Raw genomic sequence first — 17,481 nt, 5'->3', positions numbered from 1 at the left:
GGGAAAGTGAGAACCATGGGTGTTCTGATCACCGTGCTGGTGGTGTGCGCCGTGGCCGGGCTCGTCCTGCTCGCCCTGAGCCTGCGCAACGTCCAGCAGTACGAGAAGGGCGTGGTGTTCCGCTTCGGGCGGCTGCTGCCGGACATCCGCGGGCCGGGCCTGCGGGTCATCCGGCCGATCGGGGACCGGATGCGGAAGGTGTCCGTACAGACCGAGGTCCTCGGTATCCCGCCGCAAGGGTCCATCACCGCCGACAACGTGACGCTCACCGTCGACGCGGTCGTCTACTTCAAGGTCATCGACCCCGTCAAGGCCCTGGTGAACGTGCGCAACTATCCTGCCGCCGTCTCCCAGATCGCCCAGACGTCGCTCCGCTCGGTCATCGGCAGGGCCGACCTGGACACGCTGCTCTCCGACCGTGACCACATCAACGCGGAACTCAAGAAGGTGATGGACGCCCCCACCGAGGAGCCCTGGGGGCTGCGCATCGAACGCGTGGAGATCAAGGACATCGCCCTACCGGAGTCGATGATGCGCTCGATGTCCAAGCAGGCCGAGGCCGAGCGGGAACGCCGTGCCCGGGTCATCGCCGCCGACGGAGAGTTCCAGGCGTCCCAGCGGCTGACCGACGCCGCCGCGACCATGGCCGACACCCCCGGAGCACTCCAACTGCGCCTGCTGCAGACCGTGGTGGACGTCTCCGCCGAGAAGAACAGCACCCTCGTGATGCCGTTCCCCGTGGAGATGCTCCGCTTCTTCGACCACCAGAGCAGGGAAACCGACGGCGAGTCCGACGGACGGGTCACGCACCGGAGCACCCGGCACCCCACGGCGCCCGCGGCCGTCGTGATCCCCGAACCCGCCATCCCGGCACCGGCCATCCCGGCACCGGCCATCGCGCCCGCCTTCTCGCTGAGCGGAGAGCGGGTCGGCTCCGGCGGCAAGCGGATCGGCAGCCGTGCGGAGGTGGCCCGGGAGCGGGGGGACGACTGGCCTACCCGGAGGGACGCCGAGGAGTCACTGAACGGCTGACCGCTCCGCCGCCGGGGTGACGCGGATCGCCTTGGTGCTGCGCGGTGCCGCTGATGGCCCTGGTGACAGTACGTCACCGGGGTCGCAGCGGCCCGGGGTGGCTGAAGCGGCCGGCCCGCCGTTGGATGCGATGCCGGCGGGTGCGGTGGCGTACCGGCGGATGCGCGGCCCGCGCGTCGGCGCGGGCGTAGAAGACGTGCTCTGTGGCCTGCCACAGCGCGACGTCCAGCGCGTTCCCGCCGACCTGGTCGAGGTCGCCCTCGGTGGCCAGCAGGCCGAGCTTCAGCACCGTGTCGGAGAGGGTGCCGGCCGGGTCGAGGGCCGCCTCGAAATGGATGCGGCCCTCGGTGAGCGTGCCGGTCTTGTCGGTGACCAGGACGTCCATGTCGCCGAGGTCCTCGATGCACACCAGCCGTTTGACGAGGACCTTGCGCCGCGCCAGCTGCCGTGAGCCGGTGGCCAGGCTCGTGCTCACCACGGCGGGCAGCAGCTGCGGGGTGATGCCCACCGCGATGGCCAGCGAGAAGAGCAGGGCGTCGAGCAGCGGCCGGTGGAGCAGGAGGTTGACGGCGAAGATGCCGGTGGTGAGGGCGGCGGCGACCTTGAGGAGCAGCATGGAAAAGCGGCGCAGCCCCGCCTGGAAGTCGGTCTCCGGCTGTCGTTCTCCCAGCCCCAGTGCGATCCGCCCGAACTCGGCTCGGCCCCCGGTGGCGACGACCACTCCGGTCGCGCTGCCCCCGTGCACCACCGTCCCCATCAGGGCGCAGGAGGTCAGCTCGGCCAGTGCCGCCCCCGCGGCGACGGGCTCCGGGTCCTTGTCGGCGGGGGCGGACTCCCCGGTGAGGACGCTCTCGTCGCAGGCGAACGCCGTGCACTCCAGCAGGCGCAGGTCCGCGGGCACCACCTGCCCCAGCGTCAGACGTACGACATCGCCCGGCACCAGCTCGGTCACATCGACCTCGGCAGCCGCGCCACCCCGGACCACGACGGCCGTGTGCCGCACCCGCGAGTGCAGGGCCTGAGCGGCCTTCTCCGCCCGGTACTCGTTGACGAATCCCAGCGCCACGCTCAGCACCAGGATCCCCGCGATGATGATCGCGCCGGTCCGCTCGCCGAAGAAGTACGAGACCCCTGCCGTCACCGCCAGCAGGATCAGCAGGGCGCTGCGCAGCTGCCGTCCGAGGACCGCCAGGACGCGGACGTGGTGCGTGCGTACGGCGTTCGGGCCGACGGCCGCGAGCCGCTCGGCCGCCTCACCCGTCGCGCCCCCCGACAGGCCCTCGGGACTGCTTGCGAGCGCGGCCAGCACGGCTTTCGCGTCTTCCGCGGCAGCCTCCCCCACCCGCAGCTCCGCTGCCCGGCCGGTCACTGACTCCAGGTCCAGTCGGCGACCTCGGGCAGGTCCTCCCCATGGGCGCGGATCCAGTGGTGATGGCGGTAACGGACGTCGACCATCTGCTGCCGCAGCGCAGCCGCGCGGACCGCGAGAGCGGGCACCCTGTCGATGACGTCCATGACCAGCCGGTACCGGTCGAGGTCGTTGCGGACGACCATGTCGAACGGGGTCGTGGTGGTGCCCTCCTCCTTGTAGCCGCGTACGTGCAGGTGCGGGTGGTTGGCGCGGCGGTAGGCGAGCCGGTGGATCAGCCATGGATAGCCGTGGTACGCGAAGACGACGGGTTTGTCGGGGGTGAACAGCGCGTCGTACTCGCTGTCGGGCATCCCGTGCGGGTGTTCCTCCGCGGGCAGCAGACGGGCGATGTCGACGACGTTGACCACCCGTACCGCGAGTTCGGGCAGGTGGTGGCGGAGCAGCGAGGCCGCGGCCAGTACTTCGAGGGTGGGCACGTCGCCCGCGCAGGCGAGTACCACGTCGGGCTCGCCGGGCTCGGACTCGGTGCCGGCCCAGTCCCAGATCCCGGCGCCGCGGGCGCAGTGCGCGCGGGCGGCGTCGAGGTCGAGCCAGTCGAAGCAGGGTTGCTTGCCCGCGACGACGACGTTGACGTAGTCGCGGCTGCGCAGCACGTGATCCGCCACGCACAGCAGGGTGTTGGCGTCCGGCGGACAGTAGACCCGAACGACTTCCGGCGACTTGTTGAGCACGTGGTCGACGAAACCGGGGTCCTGGTGTGAGAAGCCGTTGTTGTCCTGGCGCCACACGTGTGAGGTGAGCAGGTAGTTGAGGGAGGCGATGGGGCGGCGCCAGGGGAGGCGGCGGGCGACGCGCAGCCACTTGATGTGCTGGTTCGCCATGGAGTCGACGATGTGGACGAAGGCTTCGTAGCAGGAGAACAGGCCGTGCCGGCCGGTGAGGAGATAGCCCTCCAGCCAGCCCTGGCAGGTGTGTTCGGAGAGGATCTCCATCACCCGGCCGCCGCGCTCCAGGTGCTCGTCCGTGGGCAGTACCTGGGCCTCCCACGCCTTGCCGCTCGCCTCGTAGACGGCCTGGAGGCGGTTGGAGGCCGTCTCGTCGGGGCCGACCAGCCGGAAGTCGCGACGCTCGCCCGTGTCGGCCATCACCTGCGCCAGCAGGTCGCCGAGGACACGGGTCGGCTCGTGCGCTGTCGCGCCGGGCTTGTCGACCGGGACGGCGAACCGCTCCAGGGGTGGCAGGGGCAGGTCGCGCAGCAGCAGGCCGCCGTTGGTGTGCGGGTTGGCGCCCAGGCGGTGCGCGCCGTCGGGGACGCAGGCCAGGACCTGTTCCCGAGGGCGCCCGCGCTCGTCGAAGAGCTCCTCGGGCCGGTAGGAGCGCAGCCATCGCTCCAACTGCCGCAGGTGGTCCGGGTTTTCGCGCACGGTCGGGAGCGGCACCTGGTGCGCTCGCCAGGTGCCCTCCACCGGGACGCCGTCGACTTCGGCCGGTCCGGTCCAGCCCTTGGGCGTACGCAGCACGATCACCGGCCACCGCGGCCGTTCGGTGACGGCGGAACCGGCGCCTTCGTTGCGGGCGGCGTGCTGGAAGGCGGCGATACGGTTCAGGGCCTCGTCCATGGCGTAAGCCATCGCGTGGTGGACGGCGCGGGGGTCGTCCCCCGTGACATGGAGGGGCTCGTGGCCGTATCCCCTGAGCAGGGAGTCGAGTTCGGGCTCCGGTACCCGGGCCAGAATCGTCGGGTTGGCGATCTTGTAGCCGTTGAGGTGCAGGATCGGCAGGACGGCACCGTCTCGTACCGGGTCGAGGAACTTGTTCGAGTGCCAGGAGGCGGCCAGCGGACCCGTCTCGGCCTCACCGTCCCCGATCACGCAGGCCACCAGGAGCCCCGGACTGTCGAACGCGGCCCCGTAGGCGTGCGAGAGGGAATAGCCCAGCTCGCCGCCCTCGTGGATCGATCCGGGGGTCTCGGGCGCGACATGACTGGGGATGCCGCCTGGGAAGGAGAACTGCCGGAAGAGGCGGGTCATGCCGGCCGCGTCCCGCGTGATGTCCGGGTAGGTCTCGGTGTAGCTGCCCTCCAACCAGGAGTTCGCCACCACGGCCGGCCCGCCGTGACCGGGCCCCCAGACGCAGATCGCGTCCAGGTTCCGAGCCTTGACGACCCTGTTGAGGTGGGTGTGGACCAGGTTCAGCCCCGGTGAGGTGCCCCAGTGCCCGAGCAGTCGCGGCTTGACGTGCTCAGGTGTCAGGGCCTCGGTCAGCAGAGGGTTGGACATGAGGTAGATCTGCCCGACGGCCAGGTAGTTCGCCGCCCGCCAGTGGGCGTCCAGAGCGCTGAGCTCCTCCTCGTCGAGGCGGTCGGGGATGCCAGGAGTGTTGAGGGAAGTCTCGGTAGGGGGGCCGAGTGGCATGACAAACCCTTCTCGCAGGGACCTGATCAGGAATTTCCGGGACTGAGACCGGGGAGGTGTTCGGTTTCGTCGATGAAGGCGCGGGCGACGTCCGCCAGGCGGCGGTTGTGGGCGCGGGCGTAGGCGCGCAGCGCCGTGAAGGCCCGTTCCATGTCCGTGTGGCGGCGTTCGGCGAGCTTTCCCTTGGCCTGTTCGATCAGGACGCGGCTGTTGAGGGCGGTCTGCAGCTGTTCGTTGAGGAGGGTGCTGCGCTCCGTGGTGCGTTGTTGCAGCAGGCTGATGGTGGCGACGTCGGCGAGGGCCTGTGCGAAGGGGGTGGCGCTGGGGCTGATGGGCGCCGGGGTGGTGTGGAACAGGTTGAGGGCGCCGACGACCTCGTCGCGCAGGCGCATGGGCAGCGCCTGGACGGCGGTGAAGCCGATGCGCTGGGCCTGGGCGGTGAACAGGGGCCAGCGGACGGCCTCGTCGCGCAGGTCGTGAACGGAGACCGCGATTCCGCTGTGGAAGCAGTCCAGGCAAGGGCCTTCGTGGTTCTGCAGCTGGAAGAGTTCCAGGAGGCGCACCCGTTCGTCGGAGGCGGCCATGACGCGCAGCACTCCGTCGCGGTCGGCGAGCAGGACGCCCGCCGCACTCGCGTCGAGCAGATCGACGCAGCGGTCGGTGAGCAGTCGCAGGAAGTCCATGAGGTCGAAGTCGGCGACGAGACTGTCCGCCAGCTCGACGAACGTCCGGGCCATCAGCTGTTCCTTCATCGTGCGCACCTCTGTGTATGGGGCGTGAGCATCAGGGCTCCTCGTCGGGAGGTCGCGCATCCGGCGGTTGGATGTCGGACGGTGTCATCTCCAGGGGGAAGCGGAGCCGATGGGCGACCACGTCGGCGGCAACCACCGAGATGCGTGTCCCCCGGGCGTACGCGTGGGCGCGCAGCCGGATGAATGCTTCCTCGACGCCGACGCCGAGCTGGACCACCAGGATGCCGGTGGCCTGGTCGATCTCGGCCCGGTAACCGCCCAGGTCGTCGGAGAGTGCGGAGTCCGGCCGGTCGGTGCCGGCCGCTTCGGTGTCGAACGGGACACCCGTCTCACTGATCCTGGCATCGAGCAGAAGCAACGTGGCTGTGTCGGCGAAGGCCATCGCGTCGGCAACCGCGTCCGCGTCCAGCTCGACCGAGCTGCCGGAGTAAAGGTCGAGTACGCCGGGGCTGATGGCCCCGATCTGCAGGGGCAGAGCGAAGACCGCCCTGGCCCCGGCTTCCAGGGCCGCGTCGGCGAACACCGTCCAATGCCGTCGGAGTTCACCGGCCGACAGATCGGGGCAGAGGACCGCGGAGCCGAGGACGAAGGCATCCACGCACGGTCCCTCACCCAGTGCGAGCTGGAGTTCTTCCATCTGTTGACTGACGGAGTCGGTGCTGCACAGCGGATGACTCGCCCGGTCGCGGGACATCGCGGACACCCCGGCCCCGCCGACCGGCAGCGTCGCCACAGCCGCCGTACACACGTCGATGAGGCCCACCCGGGCGCCGCGCAGGGCCGCCTGCTCGGCCACGAGAGCCTGGATCCGCGCCGACCGGCTGCCGGGGATCACGGTGACCACCGGATCAAGGGGGGTACCAGCGCCAGGAACACGGCACCGGCGGCCGGTCCGCGGACGTTTCCGACGTCCTTCCGGTTCCGGCAGCGCAGGGAGGCCATGATCGGTTCGTCGGCCCCGCCCGCCATGGTGACACCGAGTGATGCCTGACGCTCGGAGAGGAGCGGTTCCTTCGACCCTCGGGTCACGTTGCGGTGCTGCGGCACCGTAACCATCAGCCCGGCGAAGGCGCAGCCGGCGCCGGTGATCCGGTCGACGGCGGGCGTGAGCGCTCCGTCGCATCCCGGCCACCCCAAGCCGCCTCGGCGTAGGACGAGAGCGGCGCGAGCGGACGTGAGCCCTGCCGGCGGATGGACAGCCGCAGAGTGGAGCATGACACCTCTGTTTCAGCCGTTCAGGTGTTCTCGGGACCGCTACCGGGCACCGAACTCGATGTGCCGGGCTGTGTACCCGGCGGGGTGCGACCGAGGTCGGGGCGTACGAGGACGTGAATGGTCACCCGTCGGGGTTCCGCGCTCCGAGGCTCGATGCCCGACAGGGATCTCCTTGAAGATGCGACGGGTCCGGACGGGAATCCGCTCCTGTGGCATCGTGGTCAGCAGGCCGTGCGTCCACCGGGGTCCTGGGCGTTCGCTCACCAGCATAGTCCCCGGCCCTTCGCCGGACAGGTCCGAACGGGCCGGAATCCGACAACCGGGCGGCTGCGGAAAGGCGTGGGGAAGCCGGGGGCGAGCCGATGGTGACGTCTGGTCCAGGTAGAGGGTCCGGGCAGAGCGTCTGCCGGGCAGCCTCCCGGCGTCCTGCTTCCGTGAAGCCCAGCCTCGCCTCTTGATCGCCCAAGCGATCGGGATTCCGCGTCCTTCGAAGTGGCCGCTGCTTTTGGGCAGGCGGAGCGGTGCCGCAGTCGGTCCGGCCCCTGGCACGCTGGTGCACGTCTGCCGGCGGACCTCGCCGAAGCGACCGGGCTGGCGGGCGAGGTGTGCGGATGCCCGTGGCGTGGGCCACGGCTTCGGTACTCGTGGCGCCGGTTCATCGTGTCTTCCAGAAAGTAGGCCAGATCGTGCATGGGCGAGGGCCTTCATCGAGGGCGGGGCCGCAGGGCCCACTCATCCGACGCGGGAAGAACTCGAGGGAACTTGCCGCGCTTTACTTCCGTCGCAGCCTGCCCCGTTCGAGCGATTCGCCGGGAGCGTGCGTCGGTTGTGGGCGGTGAGCGGTGGCCGGTGCGTGATGATCGAACGATGTGCATGCTTGTGGGACGGGAAGGCCGTCGCCGATTCGCGAAGGTGATCGGCAATGGGCCGGCCAGGCCGGCGGGGGACAGTTGTGGCCGAGGGTGAGCGGAAGCCTGACAAGGCCAGGGTGGACCGGTCGGAAGGATTCGGAGAGCGGTTGCTGGGGGTGCTGCTGGACCGGGCGCACGAGATGCCGCCGCAGTTGATCGCTCCGTTGATCGCGGAGGAAGTTGCCCGAGTCGGTGGACGCGAGGTCTCGATCCTCCTGCAGGATTATGGGCAGGAGTTCCTGGTGCCGCTGCCTGGGAGGGGACTGCTGGTCGGTGAGCCCGAGGAGATCGGTGACTCCGCGGCGGGCACGGCTTTCCTGCGGATGGCCCCGGTCGAGGTCCCGCAGACCGACGGCATGCGGATGTACTTGCCGTTGCTGGACGGCAGCGACGAGGTGGGGGTGATGGCTCTTACGCTGGGCAGCGTCGATGACGACGACCGGCGGCTGCTACGCAGGCTGGCGGGTCTGGTCGCCGACATGCTGGTCACCAAGCACGCCTATACGGACCGGTTCTTCCAGGCCCGGCGCCGAGAGCCGATGAGCGTGGCCGCTGAGATGCAGTGGACTCTGCTGCCGCCGCTGTCGATGTCCGTGCCGCAGGTCGAGGTGGCCGGCATCCTGGAGCCCGCCTACGACATCGCCGGCGACAGTATCGACTACGCACTCAACGACGACATCCTCCACGCGGCCGTGATTGACGCGATGGGCCATGGCCTGGACGCGGCCACCATGGCGACCGTCGCGGTCGGCGCCTACCGGCACGCCAGACGCGCCGGCATCAGCCTCGCCGAGAAGTACGCGTTCATGGACCAGGCGATCGCCGAACAGTTCGGGCCCGACCACTTCGTCACCGCACAGATGATGAACTTGGACATCGCCACCGGCCGCCTGAAATGGGTCAACGCGGGCCACCCCGCACCTCTGCTGATCCGCAACCACGAGGTCGTCCGCCAACTGGGAGGCCCCACCACCCTGCCCGTCGGCCTCGGCGGCCCATCACCCCAGATCAGTGAGTACACACTCCAGCGTGGCGACCGGGTGCTGTGCTACACCGACGGCCTGACCGAGGAGCGCGGCATGGACGGGCAGCAGTTCGGCGAGGAACGACTCATCGCCTGCGTCCACAGCATCGAGCGCAGAGAGGAAGGACCACGGGCAACAGCACTCCGGCTCTCCCACGCCCTGAAACAGGAACGCGGGACGACCAGTGATGACGCGACCCTCTTCCTCATCGAGTGGCGCGGCGGCGCGGCCGACCACCTCGCCGTCCTGGAGTAAGCCACGCTCATAGCGGCGCAAGCCGCACTGATGTCCGAGGAAGACAAGCCGCCGCCCGGGATCGTGGCAGACCTCAGCGGCGGGACCTCCATGGACTCCATTGGGATCAACGTCTTCGTGGCCGCCCACCGGCGTGCGAGCCACGCTCAGGGGTGGCTGCGCATCGTTGCGGCTCATCGCTGCGGGTCGGGTCTGGTTTCGGCCGGCCGGCTGCGATTGCTGTGCCAGTCCAGTATGAGGAGCGTGGCGTCGTCCTTGAGGCTGCCGTGGCAGGCGTCGAGCACCGCGGCGGTCAGGCTCCGGACGGCTTCTCGCGGGTGCAGCGCGCGGGTGTCGTGAACGACCGAGGCCAGGTCGACGGCCGCGGCACCGCGCTCCTGCATGCCGTCGGTGAGCAGGACCGGGCGGTCCCCGGGACGCAAGAGCAGTTCCTGGAGGCGGTAGGGGGCGGATGCCACCACACCGAAGGGCTGGGCGGCCTCGCAGCAGGGAGCCGAGGGTAGGAGTTGGTGCTGGATCTCCGCGGCCAGGCTGGTCTCGGTGGTGCGCCGGCCCAGGTGGTACAGATCGGTGAAGCGCCCGTCCGTGACGATGATGTAGGCCAGTGCGTGGGCCGCGTCGCGGACCTGTCGCAGCACGGTGTCGTCCGCGGACTGCAGGGTCACCTCCAGGACGCCGATGCAGTCGCCGCGGTTGGTGACCGGCGTGATGACGCGCCGTCCGCCCTGGCCGTCCGGCTCCACACGCTGGCGCTGGCTCTGCAGAACGCTGTCGTAGACGCTGCCCTGCAGGTCGATCGGCTCGCCAGGGTCGGCGGGCTCATCGCCGGCCGCGGCGAGGCGTACCAGCCGCTGGCCGATGAGGTCGACGAACAGGAAGGACACGGTCTCGGCACCGAACCGCTTCTGCAGGTCGTGTGCCACGACGCCGACGGACTCACCGGGCGGGGCCGCTTCCGCAGCGGCCAGCAACTCGCCCAGTTCCAGATCTCCACCCTCCACGGCAACCTCCTGTCGTAGCCGACCTCTCCGAGGATGTGACCGAGGTACAGCTCGCCGGGCTGGAGGACCTCTCCCTCCGGGGTGATCGTGATCTCACGGGCGGAGTTGGGGCGGTGGGCGTCCGGTACCTCGGCGGCGTAGAACCGACCCGCCGAGGCGGCCTCAGGCCGGCCAGGGTCGCGTCACAGAGCGCACTGACCTGGTCACCGACGCCCTGGCCGCGGCTGTTGGCACCCGCGGTGGCAGGGTTGACGGCGTCATCCGCCGCAGCCACATGCCCGTGGACAACAACATCCCGGCTGCGCCGGTCGCCGACGGCATCGGCGCGGTGGTCATGACGCGGATCCAGGGGCCTGCGGTCCGCGACCCCGGCGGCGCAGGAACCGGCCGTGCGCGGCTTCCTCGTGAGTCACGATGTATACGTCGATGTCGTCGCCGGAGCCTTCCACGATGGCGGTGCCCACGCCCCGGCTGAACAGCCCTTTGATACGGCTGCGCCGCGTGGCGCCGATGACGATCTGGGTGACGTTGGCCTGCCGGGCGAATTCCACGACGGCCCGGGCGGGGTCATCCCCGACCGCCGTGTGGTAACTGCCGCCGAGGCTCTCCACCATGGCGCGCTGGTGATCCAGGAGCTTCGGGGAGGAGGAGACCAGCCCGTCGCCGCGGACGACATGGATGGCGAGCAGTTCGCCGCCCGCTCCTCGCGAGGCGATCCTCTCGCCGCGCCGGATGAGGGTTTCGCCCTCCGGACCGCCGGAGAGGGTCACCAGCACGCGTTCCCTGGTGGCCCAGGGTTCCTCGATGCCCTGTTCCTTGCGGTACCGCACGAGGGCTTCCTCGACGCGGTCGGCGGCCCACAGCAGGGCGAGTTCCCGCAGAGCGGTGAGGTTACCCGCGCGGAAGAAGTTCGCCAGGGCGGCGTCGATCTTCTCCGGCGGGTAGATGTTGCCGTGGGTCATCCGCCGGCGCAGGGCTTCGGCCGACATGTCCACCAGTTCGATCTGGTCGGCGCGGCGGACGACCTCGTCGGGTACGGTCTCCCGCTGCCTGATGCCGGTGATCTCCTCGACGACGTCGTTCAGTGACTCCAGGTGCTGGATGTTGACGGTGGAAATGACGTCGATGCCGGCGTCGAGCAGTTCCTCGATGTCCTGCCAGCGTTTCTCGTTGCGGCAGCCGGGGATGTCGGTGTGCGCGAGTTCGTCGACCAGCGCGACACTCGGTTGGCGGGCGAGGACGGCGTCGAGGTCCATCTCGGTGAAGGCGGCGCCGCGGTACAGCACGGTCTTGCGGGGCACGGTCTCCAGGTCCTGGGCCATCTGCCGGGTCAGGGGACGGCCGTAGTCCTCCACGAAGCCGATGACCACATCGGTGCCCCGCCCGGCGCGGCGCCGGCCCTCGCCGAGCATGTCGTACGTCTTGCCCACTCCGGGCGCCGCCCCGAGGTAGACCCGGAGGGTGCCGCGCGGCACACTTTGCTCCTTTCGGGCCAGCCCGTCGAGCGTCGGGCTCCTCTCCATGGTCCTGCACGAGCGCCCCCGCCGCGCCACGAGGTCGACGGGGACCTCTCTGCCGGAAGACCTGTCGTCACTGATCAGCGAGGACGACCGCGACGCGGCCGTGCAGCGCCTGCGGGTGGCGTACGCCGAAGGGCACATCTCGCACGAGGAGCTGGACGAGCGCCTCCACCAGGTGCTCACCGCCAAGACCACCAACCCGGCGAACCTCTGCGGTCACAGCAATGGCTAGGACAACCCGGAGGCCCGCAGAACCGCCTGTGCTGTCTCGCCGTCGATGCGTTCGGCCAGCCGCCGGACCACGTCTTCGCCTTGGGAAAGGGTGCCCTTGTCAAGGGAGCGGCGGACGCCGGTGTCGAGTTCGTGCCACAGGAAGGGGTTGCCGGCCAGGATGCGGGAGTCGACTTCGAGGCGGTGGCCGTACGCGTCCCGCAGTATGAGCTGGGCGCCGACGCCGTCGTACTGCCGTATGGAGACGAGAGCGTCCGTCCGTACAGCCCGTCGGCGCAGTGGGCCGCGTACCACCAGCCAGCCGTGGCCTGCCGTGACGCGCTGTGGAAGCAGGACGGCGAAGACCGCTATGGACAGGGCGAGCCAGAGCAGGGCGCGAGGTGGGGTCAGCGTGCCGGCGTCCCAGTCGACCAGGAAGGCCAGAGCACCGAAGGCGAGGGCACAGCCCGCCGCGAGCCGGGCGTTACCGCGCCAGTGGCGGTCGCCGGCTGGGCTCAGTGGTCCGCTCGGGTGCATGGCATTGACGCTAGGCGCGTGTGTGGGGCTGGGCGAGCGGTGCTGACGGGCTTCTGACGCCGTACCGGCGAAACTTGACGGGATCCTGACGCGGGCGCCGGATTCAGCCGGTGTGGACGCGGGGGCGGCGGGTGCGGTCCGGTTCGGCCTCGCGCAGGACCGACTGCGGTTCAGGGTCTCCTGATCTCGGCGTCGCCGGGTATCACCCGCCTCTTACGTCTCACGACGGCCCGCCCCTGCCCGGGGCGGGCCGTCGGCGTGTTCAGGCGCGTGTTCAAGCGGGCGGGGGGTTTCGTTCCCGCAGATGGAGGAGCCGACCGTATGAGTTCCATCAAAGCGGGACCCGTTGCCGTAAGGGAGGTGTCAACGGCGACCGATTCCGGCCACGGAGGCGGTTTTCTCTAACCGTCCGTTCCATTCGAACCTCATCTAGGAGCTCGCGATGGCCGACCTGGCCTTCGTCGTCACCACGATCGCGGTGTTCGCGCTGGTGGCTCTCGTCGCCAAGGGGGTGACGAAGCTGTGACCGCCGAGAACATCGTCGGCCTCGTCGTGGCCGTCGCCCTGCTGGGCTATCTCGTCCTCGCCCTGATCTTCCCGGAGAGGTTCTGAGAAGCATGAGTCCCGTCCTCGCCGGCATCCTCCAGCTTCTCGCTCTGATAGTGGCTCTGGGGCTCTCCTACGTCCCGCTCGGCGATTACATGGCCAGGGTCTACTCCTCCGACAAGCACTGGCGTGTCGAGAAGTGGATCTACAAGGGCATCGGCGCCGACCCCGACACCGAGATGCGCTGGCCCGCGTACCTGCGCGGCGTGCTGGCCTTCTCGGCGGCCGGCGTGCTGTTCCTCTACCTGCTCCAGCGGCTCCAGGGCGTGCTGCCCGGCTCGCTCGGCTTCTCCGCCATCGACCCGGACCAGGCGTTCAACAGCGCCGCCTCCTTCGTCACCAACACCAACTGGCAGTCGTACTACGGCGAACAGGCCATGGGCCACGTCGTGCAGACCGGTGGTCTGGCCGTGCAGAACTTCGTCTCCGCGGCCGTCGGCATCGCCGTCGCCGTGGCGCTGGTACGGGGCTTCGCCCTCCCTCACTCTCGGCTTCGCTCGAGCGGGGGGACCCCCATCCGCACCGGTGAGCTCGGCAACTTCTGGTCGGACCTGGTGCGCGGTGTCATCCGCGTCCTCGTGCCGTTCTCGGTGATCGCGGCGATCGTCCTGGTGGCGTGCGGTGCCATCCAGAACTTCTCCGGCATCCACGAGGTCGGCCAGTTCATGGGCGGCTCGCAGCAGTGGAACGGCGGTGCGGTCGCCTCGCAGGAGGCCATCAAGGAGATCGGCACGAACGGCGGCGGTTACTTCAACGCCAACTCCGCCCACCCCTTCGAGAACCCGACCCCGTTCACGAACCTCTTCGAGATCTTCCTTCTCCTGGTCATCCCGTTCGCCCTGACCCGCACCTTCGGCCGCATGGTCGGCAGCCTCAAGCAGGGCTACGCGATCCTGGCGACGATGGCCACGATCTGGGTCGGCTTCATCGCCCTGATGATGTGGACCGAGTTCGCCCACCACGGCCCGGCGTTCGACATCGCCGGCGGCGCGATGGAGGGCAAGGAGACCCGCATCGGGGTCGGCGCCTCGTCGATCTTCGCGGTGTCGACGACGCTCACCTCGACCGGCGCGGTGGACTCCTTCCACTCCTCGTTCACCGGTCTCGGCGGCGGGATCACCATCCTGGGCATGCAGTTGGGCGAGATCGCGCCCGGTGGTACCGGTTCCGGCCTGTACGGCATGCTGATCATGGCGATCATCGCGGTGTTCATCGCCGGTCTCATGGTCGGCCGTACGCCCGAGTACCTGGGCAAGAAGATCGGCACCCGCGAGATCAAGTTCGCGGCCTGCTACATCCTCATCACCCCGGCGCTGGTGCTCATCTTCACCGCCGCCGCGATGGCGCTGCCCACCCCGGGCAACTCGATGACCAACTCCGGCGCGCACGGGTTCTCCGAGATCCTCTACGCGTATTCGTCGGCCGCCAACAACAACGGCTCGGCCTTCGCCGGTCTGAACGCCGACACCCAGTGGTTCAACACCACCCTGGGTCTCGCGATGGTCCTCGGCCGGTTCCTGCCCATGGTGTTCGTTCTGGCACTGGCCGGTTCGCTCGCCGAGCAGAAGCCGGTGCCGGCGACCGCGGGCACCCTGCGTACCGAGAAGCCCCTGTTCACGGGCCTGTTGGTGGGCGCGATCCTGATCATCACCGGTCTGACCTACTTCCCGGCCCTCGCGCTGGGTCCGCTGGCCGAGGGGCTGGCGTCATGACCACTCGTACAGAGAAGCAAGAGGACTCGATGTCCACTGCCCCCCCGACCCGGGCGCCGCACAGTGATGTGCCGACCGGCCACAAGGACGAAGGGCGTGTCGGCGCGGGTCTGTTCGACCCGAAGCAGCTGCTGAAGTCGCTGCCGGACGCCTTCCGCAAGCTCCACCCGCGGGTGATGATCAAGTCCCCCGTGATGTTCGTGGTGTGGATCGGCTCCTTGCTGACCACCGTCTTCTCCTTCAAGGACCCGGGCGACTGGTTCGGCTGGACCATCAGCGCCTGGCTGTGGCTGACCGTGGTCTTCGCCAACCTCGCGGAGGCCGTGGCCGAGGGCCGCGGCAAGGCGCAGGCCGACACGCTGCGCAAGGCCAAGACCGACACCGTGGCCCGACGGCTCGTGGGTGACCGCGAGGAGCAGGTGCCCGGCACGGAGTTGCGTATCGGCGACCTGGTCGTCTGCGAGGCCGGCGACATCATCCCCGGCGACGGTGACGTCGTCGAGGGCGTCGCGTCCGTCGACGAGTCCGCCATCACCGGCGAGTCGGCGCCCGTCATCCGCGAGTCGGGCGGCGACCGCAGTGCTGTCACCGGCGGCACGAAGGTCCTCTCCGACCGCATCGTCATCAAGATCACGACGAAGCCGGGCGAGACCTTCATCGACCGCATGATCGCCCTGGTCGAGGGCGCGGCCCGGCAGAAGACGCCGAACGAGATCGCGCTGAACATCCTGCTCGCCTCGCTCACGATCGTCTTCCTGCTGGCGGTGGCGACGCTGCCGCCGTTCGCCGACTACGCGGGCACCCACCTCACGATGGTCGTGCTGGTGGCGCTGCTGGTCTGTCTCATCCCGACCACGATCGGCGCGCTGCTGTCGGCTATCGGCATCGCGGGCATGGACCGACTGGTGCAGCGCAACGTACTCGCCATGTCGGGGCGGGCGGTCGAGGCTGCGGGCGACGTCTCCACACTGCTGCTGGACAAGACCGGCACGATCACGCTCGGCAACCGTCAGGCGTCGGAGTTCGTGCCGGTGACCGGTACCACCGAGCCCGAACTGGCCGATGCCGCCCAGCTGTCGTCGCTTGCCGACGAGACCCCTGAGGGCCGCTCCATCGTCGTCCTGGCGAAGGAGAAGTACCGGCTGCGCGAGCGCCAGCAGGGAGAACTCCAGGGCGCCGAGTGGATCGCCTTCACCGCGCAGACCCGGATGTCGGGCGTGGACGTCGACGGGCGGAAGATCCGCAAGGGCGCGGCCGGTTCGGTCGTCGCCTGGGTCCGGGAGCTGGGCGGCGAGGTGTCCCAGGACGCCGGCGCGCTCACCGACCGGATCTCCGAGGCGGGCGGCACACCGCTGCTTGTCGCGGTCGAGGACACCGAGGGCGCCCGCGTGCTGGGCGTCATCCACCTCAAGGACGTCGTCAAGGACGGCATGCGGGAGCGGTTCGACGAACTGCGCCGCATGGGCATCAAGACCGTCATGATCACGGGCGACAACCCGCTCACGGCGAAGGCGATCGCCGAGGAGGCCGGTGTCGACGACTTCCTCGCGGAGGCCACCCCTGAGGACAAGATGGCGCTCATCAAGCGGGAGCAGGCGGGCGGCAAGCTGGTCGCGATGACCGGTGACGGTACCAACGACGCGCCCGCGCTGGCCCAGGCGGACGTCGGCGTGGCGATGAACACGGGTACGTCGGCCGCGAAGGAGGCCGGCAACATGGTCGACCTCGACTCGAACCCGACCAAGCTCATCGAGATCGTCGAGATCGGCAAGCAACTCCTCATCACCCGGGGTGCGTTGACGACGTTCTCGATCGCCAACGACGTCGCGAAGTACTTCGCGATCATCCCGGCGCTGTTCGCGGCCGTCTACCCGGGCCTGGACAAGCTCAACGTCATGGGCCTGTCCTCGCCGGACTCCGCGATCCTCTCCGCGGTGATCTTCAACGCGCTGATCATCATCGCGCTGGTGCCGCTGTCCCTGAAGGGCGTGCAGTACCGGCCGGTCAGCGCGGACAAGATGCTGCGGCGCAACCTCACGATCTACGGCATCGGCGGCCTGATCGCCCCGTTCATCGGCATCAAGCTCATCGACCTGCTCATCTCCCTCATCCCCGGGCTATAACGATGTGAAAGGGTGCTGATCCTCATGAACAACCCGGTATCGAACACCGCCCGGTTGCTGTGGGCGGGGCTGCGCGCGCTGCTCGTGCTGACGGTGGTGACGGGCGTGCTCTACCCCCTGGCCGTCACCGGTGTGGCACAGGTGCTCTTCAACGATCAGGCCAACGGCTCGGAGATCAAGGCGGACGGCAAGGTCGTCGGCTCGTCCCTGATCGGGCAGTCGTACAACCTGCCGCTGAAGAAGGGCCAGGAGACCCCGGAGCCCGACCTGAAGTGGTTCCAGGGCCGCCCGCAGAACGGGCTGGGCACCAACAGCGTCAACACCCAGTACAAACTGATCCTGTCCGGCGCGACGAACCGTTCCGGTGACAACAAGGACCTGATCGACTGGGTGACCGCCGCCAAGGCCGCAGTCGTCAAGGACAACTCGGTCGGCGGCTACACGGTCAAGCCCTCCGATGTGCCCGCCGACGCGGTCACGTCCTCCGGCTCCGGCCTGGACCCGGACATCTCGCCCGACTACGCGGACATCCAGGTCCACCGGATCGCCGAGAAGAACGGCCTGTCCGACGCCCAGGTGCAGAAGCTGGTCGACGAGCACGCCGACGGCCGCACCCTCGGCTTCATCGGCGAACCCCGCGTCAACGTCCTCGAACTCAACATCGCGCTCAAGGAACTCCTGGCGAAGAGCTGATGGCGTTACGCGCACCATGCGGGAGTCGACGGCCGGGGGACACCCTCATTCGTCGACTCCCGCTGCAATGGGGCCGGTTCCACTTGATCCGGCCCTCCGCACA

At 69.3% G+C, this 17,481-nt stretch carries 14 protein-coding genes and 1 pseudogene; 7 read left to right on the top strand and 8 right to left on the bottom strand.

The window, feature by feature from the left end:
* The first annotated feature begins 15 nt into the window (after positions 1 to 15).
* Positions 16 to 1,032 (top strand): slipin family protein, encoded by a 1,017-nt coding sequence (locus M2271_RS12330; RefSeq protein WP_280887184.1) that lies wholly within the window; start codon positions 16 to 18, stop codon positions 1,030 to 1,032.
* A 73-nt stretch (positions 1,033 to 1,105) separates the two neighbouring features.
* On the opposite strand, the gene M2271_RS12325 is transcribed toward M2271_RS12330, so the two are convergent.
* Genes M2271_RS12325 through M2271_RS12305 form a run of 5 tightly spaced genes read right to left on the bottom strand, consistent with a single transcriptional unit; the run spans position 1,106 to position 6,707 of the window.
* Complete coding sequence (locus M2271_RS12325; protein WP_280887183.1) at positions 1,106 to 2,401, bottom strand: HAD-IC family P-type ATPase; 1,296 nt, start codon at positions 2,399 to 2,401, stop codon at positions 1,106 to 1,108.
* Complete coding sequence (locus tag M2271_RS12320) at positions 2,398 to 4,818, bottom strand: phosphoketolase family protein (protein WP_280887182.1); 2,421 nt, start codon at positions 4,816 to 4,818, stop codon at positions 2,398 to 2,400. Before M2271_RS12320 ends, M2271_RS12325 begins: the two co-directional genes overlap by 4 nt.
* Before the next feature lie 26 nt (positions 4,819 to 4,844).
* Positions 4,845 to 5,570 carry a GAF and ANTAR domain-containing protein gene (locus tag M2271_RS12315; RefSeq protein ID WP_280887181.1) on the bottom strand — a complete coding sequence of 242 codons (726 nt, stop codon included), beginning with the start codon at positions 5,568 to 5,570 and terminating at the stop codon, positions 4,845 to 4,847.
* Positions 5,571 to 5,601: 31 nt separating this feature from the next.
* A complete protein-coding gene (locus M2271_RS12310) occupies positions 5,602 to 6,405 on the bottom strand; it encodes an ANTAR domain-containing protein (protein WP_280887275.1) in 804 nt (267 codons plus the stop codon).
* The gene (locus M2271_RS12305; protein WP_280887180.1) at positions 6,402 to 6,707 is read right to left on the bottom strand and encodes a hypothetical protein; all 306 of its coding nucleotides are present in this window, start codon (positions 6,705 to 6,707) and stop codon (positions 6,402 to 6,404) included. Before M2271_RS12305 ends, M2271_RS12310 begins: the two co-directional genes overlap by 4 nt.
* Positions 6,708 to 7,737: 1,030 nt before the next feature.
* Between M2271_RS12305 and M2271_RS12300 the strand changes: the two genes are divergently transcribed.
* Positions 7,738 to 8,976 (top strand): PP2C family protein-serine/threonine phosphatase, encoded by a 1,239-nt coding sequence (locus M2271_RS12300; protein WP_280887274.1) that lies wholly within the window; start codon positions 7,738 to 7,740, stop codon positions 8,974 to 8,976.
* A 173-nt stretch (positions 8,977 to 9,149) separates the two neighbouring features.
* On the opposite strand, the gene M2271_RS12290 is transcribed toward M2271_RS12300, so the two are convergent.
* Both M2271_RS12290 and M2271_RS12285 read right to left on the bottom strand, forming a co-directional pair.
* Positions 9,150 to 9,977 carry a SpoIIE family protein phosphatase gene (locus M2271_RS12290; RefSeq protein ID WP_280887179.1) on the bottom strand — a complete coding sequence of 276 codons (828 nt, stop codon included), beginning with the start codon at positions 9,975 to 9,977 and terminating at the stop codon, positions 9,150 to 9,152.
* Positions 9,978 to 10,309: 332 nt separating this feature from the next.
* Positions 10,310 to 11,452: a universal stress protein gene (locus tag M2271_RS12285; protein WP_280887178.1), complete on the bottom strand. Its 1,143-nt coding sequence runs from the start codon at positions 11,450 to 11,452 to the stop codon at positions 10,310 to 10,312.
* Positions 11,453 to 11,498: 46 nt separating this feature from the next.
* Here M2271_RS12285 and M2271_RS12280 point away from each other — a divergent pair.
* Positions 11,499 to 11,690, top strand: a pseudogene (locus M2271_RS12280) (DUF1707 domain-containing protein); the annotation flags it as partial.
* Between the two features lie 35 nt (positions 11,691 to 11,725).
* Here the strand turns inward: M2271_RS12280 and M2271_RS12275 are convergent.
* Positions 11,726 to 12,244 carry a hypothetical protein gene (locus M2271_RS12275; RefSeq protein WP_280887177.1) on the bottom strand — a complete coding sequence of 173 codons (519 nt, stop codon included), beginning with the start codon at positions 12,242 to 12,244 and terminating at the stop codon, positions 11,726 to 11,728.
* Between the two features lie 522 nt (positions 12,245 to 12,766).
* On the opposite strand from M2271_RS12275, the gene kdpF reads away from it, so the two are divergent.
* From kdpF to M2271_RS12255, 4 genes are read left to right on the top strand one after another with little or no spacing between them, the layout of a single operon-like run.
* Positions 12,767 to 12,856, top strand: coding sequence for a K(+)-transporting ATPase subunit F (gene kdpF / locus M2271_RS12270; RefSeq protein WP_016434100.1), 90 nt, complete (start codon positions 12,767 to 12,769; stop codon positions 12,854 to 12,856).
* A gap of 5 nt (positions 12,857 to 12,861) precedes the next feature.
* The gene (kdpA, locus tag M2271_RS12265; RefSeq protein WP_280887176.1) at positions 12,862 to 14,562 is read left to right on the top strand and encodes a potassium-transporting ATPase subunit KdpA; all 1,701 of its coding nucleotides are present in this window, start codon (positions 12,862 to 12,864) and stop codon (positions 14,560 to 14,562) included.
* Positions 14,559 to 16,685: a potassium-transporting ATPase subunit KdpB gene (gene kdpB, locus M2271_RS12260; protein WP_280887175.1), complete on the top strand. Its 2,127-nt coding sequence runs from the start codon at positions 14,559 to 14,561 to the stop codon at positions 16,683 to 16,685. The genes kdpA and kdpB overlap by 4 nt, the downstream gene beginning before the upstream one ends.
* 24 nt (positions 16,686 to 16,709) lie before the next feature.
* On the top strand, positions 16,710 to 17,378 hold the full coding sequence (locus M2271_RS12255; protein ID WP_280887174.1) for a potassium-transporting ATPase subunit C: 669 nt from the start codon (positions 16,710 to 16,712) through the stop codon (positions 17,376 to 17,378).
* Positions 17,379 to 17,481 lie beyond the last annotated feature (103 nt).

It is taken from the genome of Streptomyces sp. LBL (genome assembly GCF_029893585.1).
In the GTDB taxonomy this organism is placed as follows: Bacteria; Actinomycetota; Actinomycetes; order Streptomycetales; family Streptomycetaceae; genus Streptomyces.
The sequence above is the reverse complement of the archived record's forward strand: the minus strand, read 5'-3'. Positions and strand labels throughout refer to the sequence as shown.